Annotated in this window: 21 protein-coding genes; 15 read left to right on the top strand and 6 right to left on the bottom strand. The window is 62.6% G+C overall.

Translation table 11 applies throughout. The features are described 5' to 3' along the window. The first annotated feature begins 1 nt into the window (after position 1). From N8H74_RS28430 to N8H74_RS28365, 14 genes are all read left to right on the top strand, one after another. Positions 2 to 1,594 carry a Wzz/FepE/Etk N-terminal domain-containing protein gene (locus N8H74_RS28430; RefSeq protein WP_262151993.1) on the top strand — a complete coding sequence of 531 codons (1,593 nt, stop codon included), beginning with the start codon at positions 2 to 4 and terminating at the stop codon, positions 1,592 to 1,594. Next, positions 1,591 to 2,682, top strand: coding sequence for a glycosyltransferase family 4 protein (locus N8H74_RS28425; protein ID WP_262151991.1), 1,092 nt, complete (start codon positions 1,591 to 1,593; stop codon positions 2,680 to 2,682). The genes N8H74_RS28430 and N8H74_RS28425 overlap by 4 nt, the downstream gene beginning before the upstream one ends. Next, on the top strand, positions 2,679 to 4,049 hold the full coding sequence (locus N8H74_RS28420; protein ID WP_262151989.1) for an O-antigen ligase family protein: 1,371 nt from the start codon (positions 2,679 to 2,681) through the stop codon (positions 4,047 to 4,049). Before N8H74_RS28425 ends, N8H74_RS28420 begins: the two co-directional genes overlap by 4 nt. After that, positions 4,046 to 5,014 (top strand): glycosyltransferase, encoded by a 969-nt coding sequence (locus N8H74_RS28415; protein WP_262151987.1) that lies wholly within the window; start codon positions 4,046 to 4,048, stop codon positions 5,012 to 5,014. Before N8H74_RS28420 ends, N8H74_RS28415 begins: the two co-directional genes overlap by 4 nt. Then, positions 5,007 to 6,143: a glycosyltransferase gene (locus tag N8H74_RS28410; RefSeq protein WP_217834481.1), complete on the top strand. Its 1,137-nt coding sequence runs from the start codon at positions 5,007 to 5,009 to the stop codon at positions 6,141 to 6,143. The genes N8H74_RS28415 and N8H74_RS28410 overlap by 8 nt, the downstream gene beginning before the upstream one ends. Before the next feature lie 15 nt (positions 6,144 to 6,158). Further along, positions 6,159 to 7,160, top strand: a complete 1,002-nt coding sequence (locus tag N8H74_RS28405) for a polysaccharide deacetylase family protein (protein ID WP_262151985.1) — start codon at positions 6,159 to 6,161, stop codon at positions 7,158 to 7,160. Next, entirely contained in the window at positions 7,157 to 8,464 is a 1,308-nt protein-coding gene (locus N8H74_RS28400) for an oligosaccharide flippase family protein (protein WP_262151983.1), read from the top strand. The genes N8H74_RS28405 and N8H74_RS28400 overlap by 4 nt, the downstream gene beginning before the upstream one ends. Beyond that, the gene (locus N8H74_RS28395; RefSeq protein WP_262151981.1) at positions 8,461 to 10,380 is read left to right on the top strand and encodes a hypothetical protein; all 1,920 of its coding nucleotides are present in this window, start codon (positions 8,461 to 8,463) and stop codon (positions 10,378 to 10,380) included. Before N8H74_RS28400 ends, N8H74_RS28395 begins: the two co-directional genes overlap by 4 nt. Positions 10,381 to 10,466: 86 nt before the next feature. After that, positions 10,467 to 11,156, top strand: a complete 690-nt coding sequence (locus N8H74_RS28390) for an N-acetyltransferase (RefSeq protein ID WP_217834485.1) — start codon at positions 10,467 to 10,469, stop codon at positions 11,154 to 11,156. Positions 11,157 to 11,160: 4 nt separating this feature from the next. Further along, entirely contained in the window at positions 11,161 to 12,351 is a 1,191-nt protein-coding gene (locus N8H74_RS28385) for a GNAT family N-acetyltransferase (protein ID WP_262151978.1), read from the top strand. Next, positions 12,323 to 13,114 (top strand): ChbG/HpnK family deacetylase, encoded by a 792-nt coding sequence (locus N8H74_RS28380; RefSeq protein ID WP_217834487.1) that lies wholly within the window; start codon positions 12,323 to 12,325, stop codon positions 13,112 to 13,114. Before N8H74_RS28385 ends, N8H74_RS28380 begins: the two co-directional genes overlap by 29 nt. Positions 13,115 to 13,227: 113 nt before the next feature. Next, positions 13,228 to 13,920 carry an N-acetyltransferase gene (locus N8H74_RS28375; protein WP_262151975.1) on the top strand — a complete coding sequence of 231 codons (693 nt, stop codon included), beginning with the start codon at positions 13,228 to 13,230 and terminating at the stop codon, positions 13,918 to 13,920. A 143-nt stretch (positions 13,921 to 14,063) separates the two neighbouring features. Continuing rightward, positions 14,064 to 14,357 (top strand): type II toxin-antitoxin system RelE/ParE family toxin, encoded by a 294-nt coding sequence (locus N8H74_RS28370; RefSeq protein ID WP_217834489.1) that lies wholly within the window; start codon positions 14,064 to 14,066, stop codon positions 14,355 to 14,357. A 2-nt stretch (positions 14,358 to 14,359) separates the two neighbouring features. Next, entirely contained in the window at positions 14,360 to 14,668 is a 309-nt protein-coding gene (locus N8H74_RS28365; RefSeq protein WP_217834490.1) for an addiction module antidote protein, read from the top strand. Here the strand turns inward: N8H74_RS28365 and N8H74_RS28360 are convergent. Next, positions 14,649 to 15,470 carry a class I SAM-dependent methyltransferase gene (locus N8H74_RS28360; protein WP_262151973.1) on the bottom strand — a complete coding sequence of 274 codons (822 nt, stop codon included), beginning with the start codon at positions 15,468 to 15,470 and terminating at the stop codon, positions 14,649 to 14,651. The genes N8H74_RS28365 and N8H74_RS28360 overlap by 20 nt on opposite strands. A gap of 163 nt (positions 15,471 to 15,633) precedes the next feature. Here N8H74_RS28360 and N8H74_RS28355 point away from each other — a divergent pair, with 163 nt between their 5' ends. Further along, a complete protein-coding gene (locus N8H74_RS28355; RefSeq protein ID WP_262151971.1) occupies positions 15,634 to 15,990 on the top strand; it encodes a hypothetical protein in 357 nt (118 codons plus the stop codon). Positions 15,991 to 16,003: 13 nt separating this feature from the next. Here the strand turns inward: N8H74_RS28355 and N8H74_RS28350 are convergent, their stop codons facing one another. The 5 genes from N8H74_RS28350 to N8H74_RS28330 all read right to left on the bottom strand — a co-directional run bounded on the left by N8H74_RS28350 (position 16,004) and on the right by N8H74_RS28330 (position 24,531). Beyond that, positions 16,004 to 17,431, bottom strand: coding sequence for a sigma-54 dependent transcriptional regulator (locus N8H74_RS28350; protein WP_217834493.1), 1,428 nt, complete (start codon positions 17,429 to 17,431; stop codon positions 16,004 to 16,006). Further along, complete coding sequence (locus N8H74_RS28345; protein ID WP_262151969.1) at positions 17,400 to 18,893, bottom strand: ATP-binding protein; 1,494 nt, start codon at positions 18,891 to 18,893, stop codon at positions 17,400 to 17,402. The genes N8H74_RS28350 and N8H74_RS28345 overlap by 32 nt, the downstream gene beginning before the upstream one ends. Positions 18,894 to 18,998: 105 nt before the next feature. After that, entirely contained in the window at positions 18,999 to 20,090 is a 1,092-nt protein-coding gene (locus tag N8H74_RS28340) for an SCO family protein (protein WP_225930209.1), read from the bottom strand. 17 nt (positions 20,091 to 20,107) lie between these two features. Continuing rightward, positions 20,108 to 22,915, bottom strand: coding sequence for a multicopper oxidase domain-containing protein (locus N8H74_RS28335; RefSeq protein WP_262151966.1), 2,808 nt, complete (start codon positions 22,913 to 22,915; stop codon positions 20,108 to 20,110). 167 nt (positions 22,916 to 23,082) lie between these two features. Next, positions 23,083 to 24,531, bottom strand: a complete 1,449-nt coding sequence (locus N8H74_RS28330; RefSeq protein WP_262151964.1) for an ATP-binding protein — start codon at positions 24,529 to 24,531, stop codon at positions 23,083 to 23,085. Positions 24,532 to 24,929: the final 398 nt, after the last annotated feature.

Below are 24,929 nucleotides of genomic sequence, written 5' to 3'. Positions count from 1 at the left end.
CATGAATCCAAAGGAAAACTACCTGCATGAGTTCTTCAGGATCTTCTTCGCCAACAAGCAACTGGTGAAACGGGTCTTCCTGATCTTTGCAGTGATCGCGCTGGTACTGCCGCTGTTGCTCAAACAGAGCTTCGATATCACCGCCCAAGTGATCGTGCAGTCGAAAAAGCTCTCTCAGGGCGATGCGACCACCTCCCTGACAGTGGACAACGCCACGTTCATTCCGCCGTCGCTGGCGGACATGGAAACCGAAAGCAACATCCTGCGTTCGCCGGCATTGATCCGCCAGACCATCAGCGAACTACGCGACAAGGGCGAATACACCCCCTCGCCGGGCATGTTCAGCAAACTGGTGAGCGAACCGTTCAAGCGCTACGTCACCTCGCCGCTGCGTCAGCATGTGATCAACCCGCTGCGCAATGCCCTGGGGCTGGAAACCGATCCGGTGCGTGACACCGCGCTCGACGCCCTGACCCAGCAAGCCGTCGACAGCCTGAAGATCGAAACCCTGCCGGGTTCCAACGTGATCTCCATCGACTACAGCTTCAATGATCCGAAACAAGGCACCGCGTTCGTCGCCGCGCTGTTGCAGAACTATCTGGTGAGCCGCCAGGCGCTGCAATCGATCGACCTGCCGCAGTCCTTCTACGAAACCAAGAAGCATCTGTATCAGGTGCGCCTCGATGGCCTGGAAGGCAACCGGCAGGCGCTGCTGGAAAGCGTCGGCTCGTCTGATCCGAAAGAGGAAATCACCTTCCGTCTCAACGCGATCAACACCGAAGAGCAAGCGCTCAGCCTGTATCAGGATCGTCTGCTGCAAAGCCAGCGCTGGCTCGAATACCTGAAAACCGCCCTGGCCGCCGCCAGCAACAACAAGCTCAACGACTACACCTTCCCCTTCACCTTCACCACCACCGTGGACAACGTCGCGTTCGAAGACCGTGAGGTGAAACAGCTCGGCGAGCAACTCACCACCCAGGTCAGCCGTTACATGAACGATCTGGCGGTGTTCCAGCCCGGCAGTGAGCCGATGCTGCTGACCCGCGAGCAGATCGCCCGCACCCGCCAGCAGTTCCTCAAAGTGGTGAGCAACCGCATCCAGGAACGCACCACTGACCTGGCGGTGGTCAAGCAAGTGATCGATCAGAAAACCGCACGCATCGCCGAGTTCAAGGAGCGCATCCACCAGTTGCAGCAGACCCAGAGCAAGCTGCGGCAGATGGACACCGAGATCAACGCCTTGCACGCCGCGTTCTCGACCTACGCCCAGCGCTTTGCCGAGAGCAGCACCAACGGCTTGCTCAACGACGATCTGTCCAACGCCCGGGTGTTGAGCCCGCCGTACGAACCGACCGAAGCGGCGTTCCCCAAACCGATGCTGATCATTCCGTTCGGCCTGTTCACCGGTCTGCTGCTGGCGATGGCCCTGGTGTATGTGCGTGAGTTCTTCGATCACCGCTTCAAACACCCGGCGCAAATCAGCCACGAACTCGGCTTGCCGGTGCTGCTGGTGCTCAACGACGAGAACACTCAGCCGGGCAATCCGCACAAGAACTGGACCGTGCCAAGCTTTGTCCACTGGGTGCGCAATTGAATACGCCAGCCACCCCGACCGCCGCCCTGCCGATCATTCATTTGCTCAGCAGCGGTGGCTTCTACGGGGCCGAGCGGATGTTGCTGGATCATTGCCTGGCGACGCCGGGGCAGCATCAGGTGCTGTTCCTCGATGCGCCACCCGCGTTGATCGAGCGCTTCCGCCAGGCCGGAGTCGCCGCGCAGGGTTGCGCGGGGCTCGGTGGCTTGTTGCGGCACCTGCGTCAGCGCCGGGCCGAGCGTCCGCTGATCAACACCCACAACTTCAAAGGGCTGTTGTTCGGCTGGGTCGGCGCCAGCCTGTTGCGCCTGCCGCTGGTGATTACCCAGCACGGTTTCACCCCGCGCAGCCGCAAGCAGAAGTTCTACACCTGGCTGAGCCTGCAACTGTGCCGCACCGCGTCGGTGGATCGGGTGGTGTGCGTGGCCGAAAGCATTGCAAAGCTGCACCGCCAGGCCAGCGTGCGCGCGGACAAGCTGCAAGTGATCCCCAACGGTTTGCCGGCCGGCGCCGCTCTGACGCCAGACACCAACCGGCAGCGCTGGCTCGCCGGTTACGTCGGGCGACTGAGCAGCGAGAAAGGCCCGGATCTGTTTCTCGACGCGCTGATCCCGCTGTGCCTGCAACACCCGTCCCTCGATGCAGTGATGCTCGGCGACGGCCCGGAACGCGAGGCGTTGCAAGCGCGGATCGACAGCGCCGGACTGGCGCAACGCATCCACCTGCCGGGTTATCAGACTGATATGCAAGCCTGGTGGCAACGCCTCGATGCGCTGGTCATCAGCTCGCGCACCGAGGGCACGCCGATGATTCTGCTGGAGGCGATGCAGGCCTGCGTGCCGGTGGTGGCGTTCGCTGTCGGCGGAATTCCCGATGTGCTGGAGGATCGGCATAACGGTCTGCTGGCAACGCCCACCGACACCACCGCCCTCGCCCGCCAGCTCGACGCGCTGCTGAGCGAGCCCGGTCTGACCCGCCAACTGCGGGACAATGCACGACGCACGCAACAGGATCGCTACGACCTCAAGGCCCTGGCCGAACGCTGGTCGCAGCTGTACATCCGCACGGCACGGGAGGCACGCGCATGATTTTCCCGCTCTCGATCGTCAGTCTGCTCGGTCTGGCCTGCATCGCTTTGCTGGCCAGCCCTTATCCGTATCTGGCGCCCGGCGCGGTGCTGGGCCTGGTGGGTTTCGCGGTGCTGTTTCGCAAGCCGACCTGGGGCCTGCTCGGCATCGCCGCGCTGGTGCCGTTCGAGGGCTTCTTCAAGGACAACGCGCTGTCGGGCAGCAAACTGCTCGGCGCTTCGCTGGCGGTGATCCTGATGCTGCAACTGGCGCTGCACCAGATCCCCGCCGAACGCCTGCGCAGCAACATCTGGCGTTACCTGCTGGCGTTCATGGCGCTGTACTTTCTGAGCACCCTGACCACCGATGACCTGGGCATGTCCCTGGGGCATCTGCGCGAGCTCAGCGTCGGTCTGATTCTGTTCGTCATCACCTTGCTGATCGGTCGTGAATTGAACCTCGACCTGTTCGCCCGACTGGTGACCCTGGCCGTCAGCGCCACCTGCGCCATGGCGATGTTCTCCAGCAAGTTCCAGGATCAGGGCCGCGCCGCCGGCCTGCTCGAAGACCCCAACGCGTTTGCCCTGTTGATCGCGTTTGCCGTGCCGCTGGCGCTGCTGCTGGTGATTCGCGCGCCGAACTGGTTGCAGCGTCTGGTCTGGGGCGGTTGCTTCCTGCTGCTGCTCGGCGGCATGACCAAGACCGAATCCCGCTCCGGGCTGGTGGTACTGGCGCTGAGCCTGATCATCGGTTGCTGGCACTACCGCACCCAACTGGCACGCATCCGCCCCCGGCACCTGGGTTTCGCCATGCTTGGCGCGGTCATCCTCATTCCTCTGGCGATCGCCGTGATGCCCGCCGGTTACATCGCCCGCATCCAGTCATTGAGCGTATTAAGCGCTGGCGCCAGCGGTCACCACGACGAATCCCTCGGCCGGCGCGCCTCGTACATCGTGGTCGGCAGCCAGATCATCCGCGAGAATCCGCTGCTCGGTTCCGGCCCCGGCACCTTCCCGCTGCACTACGCGACCACCGGTTACGCCAAGGCGTTTTCCGCCAACCGCAAGATCGGCGACCTGTACCGCCGGGCGCACAACACCTACCTGGAAATCTTCAGCGAGCTGGGGATTCCCGCCGGCCTGCTGTTCGTCGGCATGCTCGGCCTGGGCCTGTACAACCTGCTGCGGGCGCGCAAGGCGTGGATGCAGCGACGCAACGCCGAGCAGGCAGACATGATGACGCACCTGGGCATGAGTTTCCTGTCGCTGACGCTGTTCCTGATGTTCCTCAGCGCGCCGAACCAGAAATACCTGTGGATCATGCTCGCGCTGACCAGCGTCCTGCGCCTGAAAGCCGAGCAGGCACCGTTGGCGGAGGCCAGGACATGAGCCGGATCAGCATCGTCATCCCGATGTTCAACGAGGCGCGGCACATCGGCCGTACACTGCTGGCCGCGCAAAAAGCCGCACACGCGGCGAATGTCGAGTGCGAGCTGATCGTGGTCGACAACGGCTCCAGCGATGACGGGCCGCAGATCGCCCGGCAGTTCGGCGCCCGGGTGCTGAGCATGCCGGGACTGACCATCGGCGCCCTGCGCAATCGCGGCACGGCCATCGCCAGCGGTGAATGGCTGGCGTTCATCGACGCCGACATCGAGATGCCCGAAGACTGGCTGACCTCGCTGTTCAAGCTGGAGGGCGATGGCATGGCCAACGTGTTCAGCCTGGATCTGCACACCCCTGCCGCCGCCCCGTGGTACGCCACTGCCTGGCAACGCCGCACCCTGCGTCCGGTGACCCAGGCCACTCACATCGTCGGCTGGCTGCCCAGCGCCAACTTGTTGATGCGCCGGCGCTGGTTCGAAAAGGTCGGCGGTTTCAACGAAACCCTGCGCACCGGCGAAGACAAGGAGTTCACCCTGCGTCTGCGCGAGCACGGCGCACGCTTGCTCTCGGCCAACAAGAGCGTGGCCCTGCACTGGGGTTACGAAATGAACTGGCGCGAATGGATGGGCAAGGAAATGTGGCGCCAGGGCAGTCATCTGCAACTGCTGCGCAGCCACGGTTTCAGTCTGCGGCTGCTGCGTTTTCCACTGTTGTCGCTGGCGGCGTGGGTGCTGGATCTGCTGGCGATATCCGCACTGCTCAACGGTTTTCCCCATCACGCGGCGATCATGGTCGCAATGACGCTGCTGCCAGCCCTGGTATTGAGCGTGCGTCAGAGCCGCCGGCAACACAGTCTCGGCCTGACCCTACAACTGTGGGGCCTGCATTGGGTGCGTCTGCACCTGGCCGGCGCCGCGTTCATTCTCAGTCTGTGTCATCGCAACGCCAGGAGGCCTGCCCGTGGCTGAATTCATTTTTTGGCTGTGCCTGCTGCTGCCGGTCTACGCCTACCTCGGTTACCCACTGCTGCTGAGCCTGCTGGCGCCGCTGTTCCCAGCCTCGCGCCACACCCAGGCCGCGCCGCTGAACATCAGCATCGTGATCGCCGCGCACAACGAGGCGCGGCATATCGAGCTCAAGCTGCGCACGTTGCTGGCCCAGGATTACCAACCCGCCAGCCTGCAAATCATTCTGGCCAGCGACGGCAGCACCGACGACACCGTGGCCTGTGCCCGCACAGTCGTCGACCCGCGAATCACCGTGCTCGACCTGCCGCGCCAGGGCAAGGCCGCCACCCTGAATGCCGGCGTGGCACTCAGCAGCGGCGACATCCTGGTGTTCACCGATGCCGATAACCAATGGTCACGCGACACCCTCGGCCACTTGCTCGCGCCGCTGAGCGATCCACGGGTCGGCGCCTGCGCCGGGCATATGGTGATTCCCGTCACCGGCGGCGGCTTGAGCGTCGGCGACAGCCTGTATCGGCATTACGAAGGCTGGTTGCGTCGGGTCGAGAATCGCACCGGCTGCATGGTGTCCGCCGATGGCGCATTGCTTGCCCTGCGCCGCGAGTTGTTCGAGAACGTGCCGGCAGAGGTCAACGACGATTTCTTCATCAGTACCTGCGCACCGGCGAAGTTCAAACGGATCGTCTACGTGCCCGATGCCCAAGTGATTGATCACGGCGTCGATGACGCGGACAAGCAATTCCGTCGTCGTCAGCGGGTCACCGTCGGCGGCCTGCAAAGCCTGGCCCAGCGCCGCGAACTGCTCAATCCGCTGAAGCATGGCCTGTATTCCATCGCCCTGATCAGCCACAAACTGATCCGCCGCCTCGCGCCGGTGCTGTTGCTGCCGCTGTTGCTGAGCAACTTCTGGCTGTGGGATGACCACGGTTTTTATCGCCTGAGCCTGATCGCGCAACTGCTCGGTTACGCCATCGCGATTGTTGGTCTGCTGGATTCGCAACACCGCTTACCCAAACCGTTCCGCCTCGCGGCATTCCTGCTGGTGACCCTGGCAGGCATGAGCATCGGCCTGTGGCAATTCCTGCGCGGCCAGCGTTACGCCCAGTGGAACCCTGAACAGAACCGTTGAGAGAGGGACAGCGCCATGGCGATCAAACAACTGATAAAACGCACCAGTGGCTGGCTCTATCTCAACTCGTCCGTGGGGCGAAACCAGTTGCACGGCGCCGGGGTGATCCTGATGCTCCACCGCGTGCTGTCCAACGACCGCGCCGCCGACCTGCCGCACCGCAACGAACTGTGCGTCGGGCCGAAAGCCTTCGAGCATTTGCTGGTGTGGTTGCGCCGGCATTTCGATTGCGTGCCGCTGATGGAAATCCTCCAGCCCAACGCCCTGCGCACCGAACGCCCGCAAGTGGCACTGACCTTCGACGACGGCTGGCGCGACAACGCGGTCAACGCCTTCCCGCTGCTGCAAAAGCACCAGGTACCGGCGAGCATTTTTCTCTCCACCGATTTCATCGGCAGCCGCCAGCGCTTCTGGTGGGAAAGCCTGGGTGAAACCCTGTGGGGTAGCCACGGCGAAAAACCGCGCATGCACCTGATCGAGTGCCTGCACGCGATCCACCATCCGCTGCCGGTGCTGCTCGACGACATCGATGTCGACCGGCGCAGCCTGGCCCTGCTGCATTACCTGCAAAGCCTGAAAAGTCTCGAACCGCAGATGCTCGAACGCCTGACCGATGAATGCCCCCAGGACTCGCTGCCACAGGCGCTGGACTGGCATCAGGTGCGGGCGATGGAAGCGTCGGGACTGGTGCGTTTCGGGCCGCATGGCGCCAGTCATGCGATCCTCACCGGCCTCGATGACGTGCGCCTGAACGAAGAAATCAGCCGCAGCCGTGATGCCCTGCACAACAGCTGCAACCGGCCGCTGCCGGTGTATTGCTACCCCAACGGCGACAACGACGCGCGGGTACGCGAGCAGGTCGCCAATCATGATTATCCGTTCGCGCTCGGCACCGGCAGCGGCATCTATCGCGGTGGCGGCGATCCGTTGAACCTGCCGCGTTTCGGAGTCAGCCAGTACGCTGCACGCAGCCCGCAACTGCTGTCATGGCGGATATTTCGCGGAGCGCGGCCATGAGCCGAGGCAACTACCTCAGGCACCTGGCCCTGAGCATGGGCACCAAACTGGCGATGATCGCCCTGCGCCTGCTGCGCAACGTGTTGCTGGCGCGGATCCTCGGCCCCAGCGAACGCGGTCTGTTTGCCCTGCTCAGCACCTTGCCGGACCTGATCAGCGCCGCCACCAGTGGCGGCCTGAACACGGCCGTCGGTTATCAGGCCGCCAAGCAGCGGCCGATGGGGCTGCTGCTCAGTCAGGTGCTGGTGTTCGGTTGCCTGCTGGCGGGGCTGTTGACATTGCTGGTGGTGGCCCTGGTGCGTGAGTTCGGCACGGAGCTGGACGTGACGATGCAACTCGGCCTGCTCGCCTGGCTGTTGCTGCTGGCGGTGCCGCTGACCGTGCTCAAGAGTGGTTTGCTGACCTTGCACAACGCCTCCGGTGGCGTGGTCGCCTTCAACGCCTTGCGCCTGGTGGAATCCCTGGCGCCGCTGCTGCTGTTTCTGGCGTTGTTCTGGATGTGGAAAGAGGCCGCGCTGGAAGCCGCACTCATCAGTTGGCTGGCCGGCATCAGCCTGGTGGTGCTCGCCGGTTGGGTATGGCTCAAGCGGGCGCAGCCGTTGCAACTGCAATGGGATCGCGCCAGCCAGAACGAATTGCTGCGCTACAGCGCCCGCAGCCATCCGGATCTGCTGTTCCAGCAAGTGATTCTGCGCTCCGATTACCTGTTCATCGGCGCCCTGCTCGGCAGCACCGCCCTGGGTCACTACGCGATGGCCAGCGCCGCCGCCGAACTGCTGCTGATCGTCCCGGAAGCGGTGACCACGCCGCTGATGAAACGCCTGCTGCAACAGGACTCCGGCATGGACAAACTCACGCCGCTGGCCCTGCGCCTGACCGCCACGGTGATGCTCGGCGCCTGCCTGGGCATGGCGCTGATCGGCGAATGGCTGATCGTCACCCTGTTCGGCGTCGCCTACCAACCGGCCTATCCGGCCTTGCTCGCGCTGCTGCCGGGGCTCTTGGGCCTGTGCTACGCGAGCATCCTGCGCCTGGACTTGCTGGGCAAGAATCGCCCCGGCACGGTGTCGCTGTTGATGGGCCTCTCGGCCCTGCTCAACCTCGCCCTGAATGTCGTGCTGATCCCGAACTACGGCATCGTCGGCGCGGCGGCGGCCTCGTCGATTGCCTACCTGGCGGTGACCCTGGCGATGCTGGTGCTGTATTGCCGGTTGAGCGGTGTACCGTTCTGGCAGACCCTGATCATCCTGCCCAGTGACATCGCGCCGATGTGGCTGATGCTGCAACGCCGGAAGGCCGCATGAAACGCCTGGCCCTGCTGTTCAGTCTCAGCCTGACGCTGGACGCCTTCGCGGCGTCGATGCGCTGGGGCGACATCCGTGACGGCAGCCTGTACCTGCAAGCCGATCGTCCCGATACCGTGACCGTACGCTGGGCGCCGGCGTGGCAGGCCGATGCCAACGAAGAGCATCTGTACCTGCTTGACGGCCAGGGCAAGTTGCAGGGCGAGCGGTTGATCAAAGCCAGCGAAACCCGTGGCAGCCAGAGCTGGCCGCTGGTGCCGGGCGCGGCGAGCTATCGGCTGGAGATTCCCGGCTACAGCTTTCGCAATTACCGCATCGAACACGACGCTGACACCGTCGCGCTGTTCGCCCCGGCCAAGGTGCATTTCAGCGCCGAAACCCGTAACGGCGACGAGTTGTATTTCAAGATCGCGGCGGGAGAACACGCGGTGCTGGCGGGCAAGTTCCACGGCGGCGTCAGCGCCCTGCAAGCACAGCGGGTCGGTGATGGACAACAACTGTCACTGGCGCTGACCCCCTATCGTGCCTATTGGCAGTTCGATCGGCTGGCCTTGCCGGTCAGTGAGAAAGAACAAGTCTGGCGCCTGCGCCTGCAAGGCAGCGGCAAGGCTGCGTTCTGGCTCGACGGCACGGCCAACCTGTTCGCGCAGACCGCGCAACAGCTCAAACCGCTGCGCGAAGACGACGGCCAGACCCACCTGACCCTGCACAAGGACATCCTCGGCCCGACGCCGAACCTCGGCGTCGCCCTGCCCTATGTGATGCCGCCGCCCTCAAGCTTTGCGGTACTGGATGCGCTCAAGGCACGGGCGGCCAGTTACTACAGTTTCGTCGACATCACCCAGCGCAAACCGCATTACGAAGACGCGTTCCGGCAGCTCTATCAGGAGCGCTTCGGCATCACCCAGGACATCACCCTGCTCGCCGGCAGTCAGCGCCAGGCCGACTTGCGCGCCGACAGCACCAGCAACAGCGGCCTCGACGCCTGGCTCGCCAGCACCCGCGCCCTGGGTGGCAAAGGCATTCACTACATCGGTTTCGCCGACGAACCGAATCTCAACTACCCCGACTATGCCAATTACCAAAGCCTGTTCACCAGCATGGCCCGTCAGGTGCGCAGCGATCCGGCCAATGCCAGAGCCGGCGTGCGCATCGCCATGCCTGCCAGTTCACGGCTGATCAACGGCCCGTTCGCCAGCAACGCGGCGGACAAGCGCGGCATCGATTGGGCCAGGCGCCTGCTGGCGGAATCCGGCGAACAGATCGACGCCCTGGCGTGGCACGAATGGATGATTCGCGATCTGTTGGCAACCCGGGTCTACCGCGACAGCGTGCAGCGCGCCGCCAATCTCGTCGGGCTGGACGCCAACGGCCGCCCACGCAAGGCGTTGCTGCTGGACCAGACCAACATGTCCAGCGGCTCGAGCCTGAGCCCTTACGATCAGGAAACCCATTTCGCCTCGCTGTGGTGGGCCTCGGTAGCGATCAATTCGGCCCAGGACGGCTTGCTGGACATGCTCAACTGGTTCCAGGCGGCGGACGAACCGAATTACCCCAAGGGCATGTTCAAGGTGCTCGATGACGAGCATTTCGAACTGAAACCGGTGGGCATGGCCCAGCAGTTCATCCAACAGCATTGGCTGCACAGCGTCATGCGCCTGGAGAACGATGCGTTCGAAGTCGACGTCCTGGCCATGGCCACCGACGAGCAACGCGGCTTGCTGGGTGTCAACAAAGGCACACGCCTGCAACGGGTCGACCTGAGCGGAGTCCACTGCCCGTTGCTCAAGGGTTCGTTGCGCTACTTCGGCGCCGACAACCGCAGTCGCGACGCACCGTTCACATGCCAGGACGGTCGCGTCAGCTTCGATTTGCCAGGGGAAACCCTGTTCGCCCTGAGCTGGATCGCCTCATGACCGTCCGCCCCATGCAGTGCCGCGCCGGCATGTCGCCGCGCGTTGCATCACTCCACTCACGGCCGATGCCGTCAGGAGTCACCGACATGAGCGTCTTGAGCAAACTCAGCGAACACATTCATCAAAAAGGCCTGCGCGCCACCCTCGGCAAGGTGTGGCGGCATTACGTGTATTCCCACGAAGAATTGCTGTGGATGGAACGCGACCTGGTCAGCCCGGTGCCACCGCACAAACTGCGGCCCTACGAGCCGCTGCGGATGGAAACCATCACCGCGCAGAACGCCGTGGCCTTCAGCAAACACTTCGGTGACCGGGTCGGGACCATGGCCGAACTGGCCAACGAAGGTCATACCGGACACATGTACCTGAACGAGGATGGCGACGCTGTGGCTTTCATCTGGGGCAGCAAACGCGACTACCACGACCGTCATTACTACGGCTGCTGGTTCCCGGTGAAACCCGGCGAGTTCTTCGAGTTCGGCGGCGAACAGATACGCGCCTACTGGGGTTCCACGTTGTCCGTCGACTTCCAGCTGAACCTGTGGAAAGCCATGGCGGACCAGGGTTGCAACAAGGTGGTGGACGTCTGCGAGTTCCACAACATCGCGGCGCTGAAGCTGCATATCCGTATGGGTTACCACGAGCAGGGGCGGATCATGAACGTCTACCATCTGTTCGGGCACTGGCGCTTCTATCGCGAAACCCGCTACAGCGGCTCACGCCTGGACGCGCTGCGCAAACCCTCCCCTGCACCTGTCACGGCAACGGCGGCCTGAGCCTATGGCGCGATTCGAATGGCGCACGTCCCTGTGCGCACCCGACTTCCCGGCAGCGGCCTTTGAAGCGCTGCGCCTGCGGGTGACGGACCACACGCCGTTCAACAGCCTCGGCTGGTTGCACGCGGCAGAGCAGGCGCTGGACAGCCATCAGCGCCTGCACATCCTGCTGGGCTGGGAAGCGGACGAATTGCGCCTGTGCCTGCCCCTTGTCGTGAGCCGCGAACCGTTTTTCGGGATCCGCTTCAGGGTGGTCCGTCACCTGGGCTACCCTCTCGCCGATCGGCTGGCGCTGCTGTCGCAATTGAACGCGCGCGACCTGCGCCAGGCGCTGGTGTTTATCCGCCAGCGGATACCCCACGCCCTGCTGCAACTCAACGAACTCTGCGAACCTGCCAACGAACACGGCGGCCTCAACGAGTGGATGCTTCTCAGCTCGACCGGTGAGCGGCGTTTGAGTTGTCGGGCGCCGGTACACCTGCTCAGCGAGGACGACCGTCAGGAAGTGTCCGGTGATCCGCGCTACAAGCTGCGGCGCGCGCGCAAACGGATCGCCGCGTGTGGCGCTCAGGTACGACGGATCATTCCCGACGCGCACAGCATGGGGCCGTTGCTGCAGGCCATCAGCGAAGTCGAAGCGGTGAGCTGGAAAGGTGACGAAGGGGTCGGCATTTTTGCCACGCCGCGCAGCCGCCAATGGATCGAAAACGCCTTCGCCGCCCTCGCCGCCCATGGCCTGGTGCGCGTGGTCACACTGGAACTCGACGGCCGGTGCATCAGCTACCGGCTCGGCCTGCTCGAACAGGGTCGCCTCTACGATTACAACCTGGCGTTCCTGCCGCAATACGCCGATCTGGGCAGCGGCCGGGTGTTGCTCGAAGAATGGATTCGCTGGGGCCTGGACGATCACTGGCGCTGGATCGATGCCTCGCGGGTCAGCCTGGAAAACTCCAGCCATCAACTGCACGAACGCATGACCGGCCAACTGGAACACTGGCGCTGGAGCTTCTACTCCTGGCGCCCGAGCGGCCTGCTGCTGGGGCTGGCGCTGCGCCTCTGGCAGCGCCTGAAACCGGCGTGGCAGCAATGGCGGGCCAAGCGCGCGGCAGCCCCCACGGCGGCTATCACCAAACCGCTTCCCGGCACCATCACCACGGAGGGCGAACATGCCCCGCCAAGTCATAGTCAACGCTGACGATTTCGGCCTCAGCCCGAGTGAAAACGCGGTGATCTTCAGCGCGTTCCAGGCCGGGGTCATCAGTTCCGCCACCGCCATGGCCAACATGCCGGCCTTCGAAGCGGCCTGCGCCATGGCCCGTCATCCGCTGCTCGAAGGGCGGATCGGCCTGCACTTCAACCTGACGTATGGTCGCCCCCTGAGCCAGGCGATTCTCGCTCGCCGCACCTTCTGCGACAGCCACGGCGTGTTCGACCTCAACCTGCCGCGCCACAGCCTGTGGCTCGGCCGCGAGGATCGCGAGGCGGTGCAGCAGGAATTGCAGGCGCAGTGGCAGCGTTGCGTCGATCATGGCGTGCGCCCCAGCCATCTGGATTCGCACCAGCATGTCCACAACATCTGGCCGATCGGCGAGATCGTCGCACGCTTCGCCGCCCATCAAGGCGTACCGGTGCGCCTGGCGCGCAATCTGGGGCAAAACCTCAGTCTGCCCAAGCGCGTGTTCAAGGGTTTGCTCAATCAGCGTCTGCAAGGATTGGCGGGGGCGACGGCGGATTACGTCTGCACCCCGGTCGACCTGCGCAACGCCCCTGCGCCGACCGACGGCGTACTGGAAATCGTTGCTCATCCAAACCAGCTCGGGGCTGATTTCGGTGATGCCTACCTCGAACCCGGAGAGTCCCTGAGCCGCGTGCTAGAGCAGCGGCTGCCGGGGGTTCCACGGGTTTCCTATGCCGATCTGAACAGGGAATTTCTGCGCGGTGCTGCCGCACTCGAGTGAGTTACACAACTTGCAATACTTTCAAAGCTGGCGCTTTGACATGAACTTGCAGGCTTGATCTATACCCACAAAAGCGTCATCCACAACACCGGGCTTCGGCCACGGAGGGCATCATGAGCATCATTGAAAAGTTGAGCGAGCGCATCAGACAAAAAGGCCTCGGGCGCACCTTCGGCACGTTGTGGAAACGTTATGTGTTCTTCCATTGGGAGCTGTTGTGGATGGAGCGCGACCTGATCACCCCGGTCCCGCCGCACACGCTGCGCCCCTACGATGGCCTGCGCAAAGTCGACATCACGCCGCAGAATGCCGAGGCTTTCGGCAAGCACTTCGGCGACCGGGTCGGGACCATGGCGGAACTGGCCGCCGAAGGCCACACCGGGCACATGTACCTGGATGCCGACGGCCACGCGGTGGCGTTCATCTGGGGCAGTCTGCGCGACTACCACGACCGCCACTATTACGGCTGCACGTTCCCGGTCAAACCCGGCGAGTTCTTCGAGTTCGGCGGCGAAATGACCCGCGCCTATTTCGGCAGCAGCCTGTCGGTGGACGTCCAGGTCGCCCTCTGGCAAGCCATGGCCGCCCAGGGCTGCCACAAAGTGGTGGACGTCTGCGAAACCCACAACATTCCCGCGCTGAAACTGCACATCCGCATGGGCTACCACGAACAGGGCCGCGTCACCCACGTCTACGGCCTGTTCGGCCGCTGGCGCTTCTTCCGCGAAACCCGCTACGACGGTTCACGCCTGGAACCACTGCGCAAACCGGGGCGGGCGGGGGTTACGGCGGCTGCGCGGGCCTGACAGCCTATATCCAACTGTAGGAGCAGCCTTCGGCAGCTCCTACAAAACCAACGACCTTTGCCTACAGACTCCGACGACACATCCAAAGTTGATGAGCGAAGTGGCTGACTGCCTGGCTGTATCCATACAGATACAGTTTCCGGATGAATTATCTCATCCAACAAACAGCAGTTTTCGCAGCATGGCACTCGTCTGTCAGGGATATACGCGCCAAGGTAGCTATTGCCCGTCGCATTGATCGCGCGTCAGCAGGTAATCTAGGCGACATCAAACCAGTCGGTGATGGTGTGTCCGAGATGCGCGTGGATGTTGGTGCGGGGTATCGGGTCTACTTCACGATGCGTAACGGTGCAATCGTTGTTCTGCTGGCCGGAGGTGATAAATCCTCCCAAAGTGCAGATATCCGACGCGCAAAAAAAATGGCAAAGGAGGTTTAACAGTGAGCCAGACTTTGACAACTTTTGACATGGCGACACTGCTGGACAGTGACGAGGCCATTAGCGAGTACCTCTCCCAGGTATTGGCAGACGGCGACAACGAAGAGTTTCTTCGGGCAATCGGTTATGTGGTAAAGGCCCGTGGGATGACTCAAATAGCCAAGGATTCGGGTATGGGCCGCGAAAGCCTGTACAAGGCTTTCGCGCCGGGTGCAAAACCCCGTTTTGATACGGTTCTAAAAGTCATTCACGCCCTTGGCATTGACCTTTGTGCTCAGCCAGGACATTCAATCAATCACTCGACGCGCTGATTTTCTGCACGACGAGGGTAAAACACATCGGCAGCTGCGCCTCCTGATTCAGGTAGCAGTCATACGCCTCCTCCCGGTTCGAGTGCGGGTATTCCTTGAAATGCGCGATGTTCAGTCCGGCGTCGATGGCCGCGCTGAAGATGGCGCCAAGGGTATGTACGAACCAGTAGGACGCGGCGGCCGGTTGCTCGACCTTGCCGACGTAGACGATCGGTTCCTCCTGCACAAACGGCTCCTGGCGGAAATACGACGTCGCCAGGCGGAAGGGATCTGACGCCGCAGGATCGACCATCTCCAGAAACGGGTGGGTTTCGTAGATCACCAGGCGTCCGCCGGGCTTGAGGGTCGAGGCGACGTGACGGAAGAACTCGGCGATATCGGGCATCCAGTTGAGGACGCCGATGGTGATCAGGGCAACATCGAACCGCGCCAGCAGCGACGGCGGCAGATGATGGATGTCGGCTTCGATGAATTGGGCGTTGTGCGGGGACCGGGCGTTCAGTTCCCGGGCCTGTTCGAGAAACGCCATCGACTGATCGACACCCACTACCTGCCGTGCGCCGAGGCTGAACAGCGAGAGGCTTTCACGACCGTTGTTGCAACCCAGTTGCACGACGTCCTTGCCCTCGATACCGACCTGTTCCAGCACGCCGCGCAAGGTGTCGTCGAGGCAGGAAAAGCCAAGGTGCGTGACCTCGCCGAGCAAGGCCTGCCAGTCGGGCGAGTCCTGGTGATGGCGGGCAGAATCGTTCCACGCCTGACGATTGCTCTCGATCGCGGCTTTATTGTTTGGCACTTCCATGGCGCACTCCGGGCGATGCTCTGTATTGAGCGGCCCGAGTCTAGATCAGCCCGGCGTTGCCGGTTGTTATGAACTTGTAAGCCGACATCCCGGGCAACAGTGAATCCTGCACACGCAGCTATAGTTAATAGCCTTGGGGAAACACGCACTCGCAGGTGCCGCCATGCAAACGCGCAACCGGCTGTTGTTGACTGGCTGTCTGCTCATCGCCACCCAGGCGCAAGCGCTGGACAGCAATTTCAATTATTACGGGCCGGACCAGCCCTTCGCCCACCCTGCTCCGCCGTCACTCAATGCGCCACCGCCGCGCGCCTACGAAGACGAGGCGCCGCAGGACTTCATCGTCATCCCTGATCGCCACGTGTTCCACGACTCGCAACTGCCGACCGTAGCCGATGCCACCGTGCGGGTGTTCGTGCGTAGCTACGATCCTGAGCGCGGGATCTACGTCAATGACGAAGTGCTCGATCCGACGTGCCTGCTGGAGTGTCTGGCCCGGCCCGTCCAGATCACCCACTGACCATGCGGCACGCTCACCACTGGCGCTTGTCCGGCCGGGCCAGGCCGAGTTTTTCGATGCGATAGCGCAACATGTCGCGGCTCAGGCCCAGCAGACGGGCCGACTTGGTGACATTCCAGTCGGTCTTGTCGAGCATCTTGCGCACCATGTCGCGCTCGACTTCCGGCAGGTTCATCGATTCGTTGTTGCTGGCCGGGCGTGGTTCGAAGTGCGGGACTTCATGCTGGTGCAGCGGCGGCTCGTCGACCAGGCTCATGCACACGTTCAATTGGTGCGCGGCAATGGTGTCGCTCGGTGCCAGCAACACGGTCTGTTCAAGCATGTTGCGCAGTTCACGCACGTTGCCCGGCCAGGTGTAACTGAGCAGCAGTTCTTCGGCCTGCTGGCTGAAATGCAGGTTCGGTTTGCCGTAGCGTTTGCCGTGGCTGGCGAGAAAATGCCGGGCCAGCAGCAGAATGTCGTCGCCCCGGGCGTACAGGCGCGGCACTTTGATCGAGATGATGCGCAGACGGAAAAACAGGTCGCGGCGGAATTTGCCCTGCTGAACCATCTGTTCAAGGTTGCAGTTGGTGGCGCTGATCACCCGCAGGTTGACCTTGCGCTCCTTCACCGAGCCGACCCGGCGAATCGTGCGGTCCTCCAGCAGCTTGAGCAGCTTGGCCTGCAACAGCAGGTCCATTTCGCCGATCTCATCGAGAAACAGCGTGCCGCCGTCCGCCGCCTCCACCAGCCCGACCCGGCGATCCTTGGCGTCGGTGAACGCGCCCTTCTCGTGGCCGAACAGTTCCGATTCCACCAGATTGGACGGAATCGACGCGCAGTTGAATTCAATGAACGGCCCTTTACTGCGCGCGCCGTCGAAATGCAGGGCGCGGGCCACCAGTTCCTTGCCGGTGCCGGTCTCGCCTTCGACCAGCACCGGCGGCAGATCGGAGTTGGCCATGCGCCGCTCGGCGTCGAGCAATTGGCCGATGGTGTTCTTCAGGTACTGCATCGGCGACGACTCGCCGATCAGCGCCTGGACCCCGGATTTCTGCGCCTCGCGCTCCTGATAGAACGACAGCGTGCGCTCCATCCGCTCGGTGGCCAGGGCCTTGTCCAGCAGCAGCTTCAGTTCCGGCAGCGCCACCGGTTTGGTGACGTAATGAAAGGCGCCCTCCTTCATGGCCACCACCGCGTCTTCGACGTTGCCGTAACCGGTCATCATGATCACTTTCAGATCCGGCGCGCTGACGCGCAGCTTCTGGATCAGGTCGTGCCCGCTCATGCCCGGCAGCGAGTTGTCGGTCAGCACCACGTCCGGCATGAAGCGGCCCAATTGCTCCAGCGCGTCCTCGGCGCTATGGCAGACAGTCACCTCGAAGTCCTTGCGCTCCAGGTAGGTCTGAATATTTTCCGCCAACAGCTCGTCATCCTCGACCAGCAGAATGCTGTGTTCCATATTCCCCTCCCGATGCCACTTTAAAGTTAAGGCTGACTCGAGTTCCTTCCTGTTCGCGGCTGGTCAATACGACCGAGCCCTGAAACCGCTCCATGATTCTTTTGACCAACGCCAGGCCAACCCCGAGGCCGCCCTGCTTGGTGGTGAAAAACGGCTTGAACACCAGTTGCAGTTGCTGCGCGCTCATGCCTTTACCGGTGTCGCCCAGCGTCAGGCGCACCTGGCCGGCATGCGGCGTTTCAATCTCGACAGTCAGCACACCGCCCTTGGGCATCGCCTCCAGGGCATTGGCAAACAGGCTATTGAGAATTTGCGTCAACAGCACCTTTTGGCTGACGACCGGCGAGCAATGCTGCGGGATGAATCGCACTTCGACGCCGTTACGCCGGATCAACGCATCAAAGGCACCCAGGGTGTCCTCGACGGCCGGCAGCAGGTCCACCGCTTCACCGTCATCGCTCATGGGCCGCAACGACACCAGCAGTTCGCGGACCCAGCGCGACATGCGGTCGACCTGACTGATGATGTCGCCAATGTTGCGCTGAGCACTCTGGCTCGCCACTTCCTGGGCCAGTTCGGCGCTGGAACGGATGGTTGCCAACGGGTTGCGCAAACTGTGCGCCACCGCCGAAGACATCTCGCCGAGGGCGACAAAGGTTTCGTTGCTGATCAGTTGCTGTTGCTGGCTTTGCAGCAGGCTCGAGGCGCGCCGCACGATCCAGAACAGCCCCAGATAAATCGCCGCGCCACCGAGGATCGTCGCCGCCCAGATCGACGCGAAGCCGCGATCGATGCGCTCCACCAGATCCTCCGGCTCCTTGTAAATCTCGACCATCGCAACCACTTTGCTCCGGTCGGCGTTGAACATCGGAATGTAGTTTTCGATGAACAGGTATTTGGGCTCGCGGGACAACTGCTGCTCGGGTTTTTCTTCGTCGATCTGGTGGTAGCTGGAAGACACCGGCACCTTCATCTCGAACGACTCATCCAGTTCATCATCGTCCTCGAAGCGCACGCCGATCAGTTCGGGGTTGGTCGACCAGATCACCGTGCGGTCCAGGGCATACACCGTCGCCAGCAAAATGTCCGGCAAGTGCTCGACGTGATCGAGAAACTCGCTGCGCGCCGCGTTATGCGCCGCCGGATCAACATCGGGATAGTGCGAGTCTTCGCGCGGATCGAGCATTTCGCCCATGGTGCGTTGCGGGTTGATACCGGCGTGACGGATTTCCGCCTCACCAATGGACTGCACGAATTGCGCCGTGAGCAATGAGTCGCGTTCGACGCTTTCGGTGACCACAAACCGGGTGGAGATGTAACCCAGGCCCAACGCCACCGCCGCGATGATGAAAAAGCTGGCCAGGGAAAACCAGCGCAGCAGATTGAACTGCCCGCCCCAGACCTTGATGGCCGCCAATGCTGCGTTCGGCGCAGCCGCTTTTTGTTCTTCCAGTCGTTGCATGGGGGTGCCCTGGCGTTTTTTGTGTCAGGTCGGTTACCGCCGCCGTCACGAATGAGTGTAGGTGGCAATAACCGTCACACACGGTTCACTGATGCTATTTCGCCGCTATTGCATACGACTCACCGTTTCGCTCGCCGTACTGGCTGTTTCTGGCGTCAACGCCCCGTCGGCCAAGGGTTGCACGGACGGATGCTGGCGCTCGGTTTCGTTGTTCAGAAACTCGATGATCGACTGCGCCGACTGCTCGTCCAGACGTAGATTGGGCATCGGGATGCGCTCGTATTTCTCGAACAGTTGCAGCGCAATCGGGTCTTTTTCCGCCAGCACCTTGTCCGGTTCGCGGATCCAGCGATTGAGCCAGGCCGGATCGCGCTGGCGGGTCACGCCGATCAGGTCGGGGCCGATGTTGCGCATACCGATGCCTTCGCCATCCTGCGGGCCGAGGCTGTGGCAGGAGGCGCAACGGGTGCGGAACAATTCTTCGCCGTTGCTGGGCGGGCGGATCTGCGGGGCGTCGGCGTAGTTCTGTTCGGCGCTCGGCTGTTTCCAGTTCTGCAAGGTATTGGCCAGTTGATCGGCGAGGATCCACGGATTCTCGAACGGCGAAGCCTTCATCCAGCGCCCGGTGCTCTGGTTGCCGACGATCAGGCTCAGGTTGTGATCCTTGCTGCGGCCGTTGTCGACGCCTTCGATGAACAGCCCGAGTTTCTTGCGCAGGTCGGTGACGTCTTCGAATTCGCCGGTGAGGAATTTCCAGCCGGGGCCGACCTTGAAACGCTGCGAGTACGCCTTGAGCACTGCCGGCGTGTCACTCAACGGATCAATGCTGATCGAGTAGAAAAAGATGTCCTGCCCGACCCGGTCCCCCAGCAGTTTCTGCACCTGGCGCAAGCGCGCGGTTTCCAGCGGGCAGGAGTCGCTGCAGGAGGTGAAGATGAAATTGATCACCACCACCTTGTCTTTGATCAGGTCGTCGAAAAACCGCACCTGCCGACCGTCCTGGTCGGTCAGCAGGGTGTTGGGGAAATAGTCGCCACCCCAGGGGGTGGCGGATTCGGTCGCAGCGGCAGGCGCCGGTGCGCTGGCCTCGGGTTGCATCTGGTGCGCCACCAGCGCCCGGCTGCCAAGCAGACAGGTCACCAGTACCAGCACCAGATGCATGCCCAGGGCCTGGGAGCGCGGCGAACGTTGTGGCATGACGGCTCCCTCCCTTTTCATTTCTTCACGTTCACTTGCGGGCCGAAGCCATCGCCAGTGCGGAAGGTTGGCAGCGCGGCGGAGTTGACGTAGCGCACACCATCCCAGCTCGGCAGCGGTGTCGGCATCAACTGCAGTTGCCCGGGTTTCTCCAGGTCCCAACGCAGCAGCATCGAGTTGTCCTCATGCTGAGTGTTGTGGCAGTGCTCCATGTAGGTCCCGGCAAACTCGCGGAAGTTGATTGCCATCTCGACGCTGTCCAGACCATCGTTCTCCGAACCGATCCGATAGACGTCCTTGCGCGCCCATTTTTCCCACTCTGGCGGAGCCTTGCCGCCCCGACTGAGGATGATCCCCTCCTCGAAGTGGACGTGTACCGGATGGCTCCAGCCCTTGCCGCCCAACTTGATGTTCCACACCTCGAGGGTGCCGAACCCGGCGACGCCGGCATCGGTCGGACCACTGGCCAGTTTGGTCGCCGTATTCAAGCGACGCGGATCCATGTGGAAGCCAAATCCGCCATCGGTCTTGACCGTCCACGGCGCCTCATCGGTGCCGTCGGAACGGCCGAAGGTGAAGGTGCGGTGACGAGCGTTGGCCAGCAGCGCCTTGTCGGCAGCATTGTCGCGGTGGATCTTCAGCGGGATCATCACCATGCCTTCAGCCTTGCCCGGCTTGGCCGGTTCGTAGGCTGCCGGATCCATCGCCAGATCCTGACCGGTGTAGGCCTTGACGTTGAGCTGCAGGACCTTGCCCACCGCCGGATCGCCCTTGTCCCACTGCGGGCCTTTGCTGGTCTGCTTGATCACCGCCAGGTACTTCTCGGAGAGCACGTCGGCCAGCGAAATCACGTCTTTGGGGCCTTTGCCGTCGTCATGGGACTGCAAGTTGACGAAGAACAGCTTGTCGCCGGGTTTGATCCCGTTCTTGGCGAAGTTGACGATGATGTCGAAGCGCTCGGCGATGCCCTGGGTCGGCAGAATCGCGTTGTGGTTCTGTTTATCGCCATCGGCGTCCAGGTCCATGCTGCCGTCGAACGGTACGCTGTGCTCCATGATGTTGCCGTCGTTGGCAATCATGTGGAACGGCACGCGGCTGTACGACACGCCGGAGTTTTTCGGCCCCTGGAACTCACCGCTGGTGCCTTTGACTTCCCGTACCAGCGCGAGCTTGAAGTAGCGCGACACCGAACCGTTGAGAATGCGGAAGCGATAACTGCGTGCCCGCACATCGAGGGTCGGTTTCCACTGCCAGTTGACCAGCACCTGATCGCCGAGGAAGCCGTCGGTGTTGAACGGGTTGAACCACAACTGCCCTTGCTGATCCCAGGCCTTGTCGGCGAACAGCAGGTTGACGTCATAGTCGCGGTTACCCCACGGCAAGGCGCTGCCGCTGGGCAAGCGCAGGTTGACGCCGTCGTTCACCGACTCGTTACCACGATCCAGGGCGCTGTAGTAGTTCATCATCGCCGCGTTGCCCTTGTAGACGTTCTGCGCGGTGAAATCGAGCATGTGGTCGTGGAACCAGTGGGTGCTCATGGTTTCGCGCCAGTCGCCGCGAATCTTGATCGTGCCGTGGTCGCAGGTTTTCTTGCTCGGTTGCAGGTCGTTGACCCACAGGGTCTCGCCCGGCGCGCAAGGGAATGCGGCGCGCGGATCTTCGGCCTTGGTGTTGATGCTGTCGTAACCGGCGAGCTGGATCGGCCAGCGATAGTCGTAATACTGGCCGGGGAAGAAAAACGCGTTGGCATAACCGTCGCTTTCCGCCGGCGCGTGGCCGTTGTGCTCGTGGGTGGTGATGGTGTGCAGGCCGAAGCCCCGGTTGGCCGCCGGATCGATCGGCAAGCCGTTGTAGTGACGCATCATCACCGGCTGACCGTAGCGCACCATCAACAGTTTGGGCGGCAACGTGCCGTCGAAGGTCCACACCGAGTTGTGATCCTGCACCGGCATGTTCGGGTGGAAACGCGGATCGACGCCCTTGGCGGTGCCATCGGTCAGCGGTACACCGGCGGTGTTGTGGTACAGGCCACCGGGGCCGAACTCGCCGACCGCGTAGCCGTGCATCTGCCGACTGTCACGCAGGCCACCGTTGACCCGCGCACCGGTCTGCACGGTCTTGTACGCGGCTTGCGGGTAGAACTCGTTCCAGCGCTGGTGCGCCCAGCCCTTTCCTGGCGGACGTCCTTCGGCGGACGAGCCGATATGGCGGTTGAGGAACAGTTCGATCTGCGATTGCCACGGGTTGCGGTCGACCACGTTGGAGAACTGGCTCGGGAACGGCGTCAGCCCCGGTTGCCGCAGGAACGCATCCAGTGCGGTGCCGGGTGGCGCGCTGCGAGCGACGTTGTTGGGGTCCTGCGCCGGTGCCGGGCCAATCGCGGCAGGCGGAAAGCCCAGCGGCGCGGCCGGGGTGGTCGGGTCGAGTTTTTCCGGGCCGAACTCTTCGAACAGCACCAGTTGCTGGGTAAACGGCAGGGCACCGTACAGCGGGCTCGGCTTGCCGTTGGTGGGGTAATTGAAACTGGTCTGCACCGACGGCGGCAGAACGTTTTCCGCGCGGGTCGTGTTGCGGGTGCCTTTGACGCCGTCAGGCAGATCGAACGAATCTTCGTTGGCCTCCGGCATCGTCAGGATGGCGTTGAGTGCCGTTGCTTCATCGGCCGGCTCGTCGTAGTACGCCGAAGGGTCGGACGTCTCCGGCTGCCCTTCATCGTCAATCGGGCTCGCTCGGACCACGGTCATGGTGCCCAGGGTCAATGCCAGAAAGACACTCAAGGGTGTCAGCAGGAACAGCTTGTTGGGGTAACGCGTTGCTCTGTCCATCACCAGCCGCCTCATCTAAGGAAGGGGTGATGGTGTTTTGCAATTACCTCGCCAATAAATTATTTCTAGTTGTAACAAGGGTTTGGCCGCGCTGTTGAATTCCCCACTCCCCGGTGACCGGGGCATGACACCCACTGCTGGGGGAAGTTCAGATTATTTTCGGTTATTCATTGAATCAGTTGAAACGCCAGACGAACGGTCGTGCCCTCGCCTTCGCGGCTGTCCAGCGTTACCCCACCGCCGAAGCGTTCCATGATCCGTTTGACCAGCACCAGCCCGACCCCCAGACCACCCTGCTTGGTGGTGAAAAACGGCCGGAACGCCATGCTGCGCTGTTCTTCACTCATGCCTTTGCCGGTGTCGCTGAGCATCACGCTGACGCCACGGCTGTCGGTCGGCTCCAGGCTGATGGTCAACGTACCGCCCTTGTCCATGGCCTCCAGGGCATTGGCCAGCAGGCTGTTGAGAATCTGCGTGAGCTGCACCGGCTGGCTCAGCACCATCGGCGTGTGCTGCGGATGAAACACCACCTGCACCCCGGCCCTGGCGATCTGCTGCTCGAACGCAACCAGACTTTCATGCAGCGCCGCCACCAGATTTACCGGCTCCGGCTCGTCATTGAGCGGACGCAAGGATTGCAGCAACTCGCGCACCCACTTCGACATGCGGTCGACCTGGCCGATGATGTCCTTGATGTTTTTCTGCGCCGGCCCGGCATCGAACTCCAGCGCCAGCTCGGCGCTGGAACGAATGGTCGCCAGCGGATTACGCAGACTGTGGGCCACCGCCGAGGACATCTCGCCCAGGGCGACAAAGGTTTCATTGGCGATCAGCTGCTTCTGCTGCACCGCCAGCAAAATCGCCGCCCGCCGCACGATCCAGTACAACCCCAGATAAATCAGCCCGCCACCGAGCGCGGTCGCCACCCAGATCAGAACCAGTCCACGCTCCATGCGAGAGATCAGGTCCTTGGGTTCCTTGTAGATCTCGACCATCGCCGTGACGTTCTTGCCCTCGGCATCGAACAGCGGGATGTAGTTCTCCAGAAAGATGTATTCCGGCGGCACCACGAACTTCTGTTCTTCGCGCGCCTTGTCCACGTCGTGATAACTGGCGGACACCGGGATTTTTTCATTGAAGGCCCGATCCAGATCCTCGTCGGCATGAATCCGCGTACCGATCAGCGCCGGGTTGGTCGACCAGACCACCTGTCGATCGGGGGCATAGATATTGGCGAGGATCACATCCGGCAAGTGTGCAATGTGATCGAGAAACTCCGACCGCGCATTGGCCCTCGCCGCCGGATCGACATCGGGAAAATCGTTGTCCTGGCGCGGGTCGATCAACTCGCCCATGGTGCGGATATTGGGAATCGACACATGACGCACCTCCGCCGACGCAATGGCCTGAATGAACTGCGCGGTCAGCAACGCATCACGCTGCACACTCTCCTCCACCACAAACCGCGTCGACACCGTCCCCAGCGCCACCGCCACCGTGCCGATCACCGCCATGCTGATCAACGAAAACCAGCGCAACAGATTGAACGGCTGCTTGCGCGAACCCAAGCGCAGACTGCCCTCCTCGACCGGTAGCGATTTTGACTGCACGTTCATGGCGGCGACTTCCCGATACGTCCCTATAGGGTTATAGCCCACGGTTGGGGGTTTGCCCGGTAGCGGGGGGTGAACGGCCCCATGGTTGTGGTTGTGGGCGTGAGATGTTTTTTGGGCAAGCTTGAGATCGCAGCCCTCACCCTAGCCCTCCCGAAACGTCGGACCGCCCGGAGGGAGAGGGGACTGACCACAGCGGCAGTAAAGAAAATATGTACCCCCACCAAAACCAGGTCGGCCCGAAGGCCGCCTCCACGGGCAAGCCCACTCCCACAAAAGCAAGAGCAAGAGCAAGAGCAGCCTACGAAGCCCGCACCCGCTTCCCACCACTCAACACAATGAGCGTTAGCTCGAGTACCGCTCTTGATCTTGCCGTGCCGGCCCCTTCGGCAGGCTGAGTG

This window comes from Pseudomonas sp. B2M1-30 (assembly GCF_025447575.1).
Taxonomy (GTDB): Bacteria; Pseudomonadota; Gammaproteobacteria; order Pseudomonadales; family Pseudomonadaceae; genus Aquipseudomonas; species Aquipseudomonas botevensis.
The sequence above is the reverse complement of the archived record's forward strand: the minus strand, read 5'-3'. Positions and strand labels throughout refer to the sequence as shown.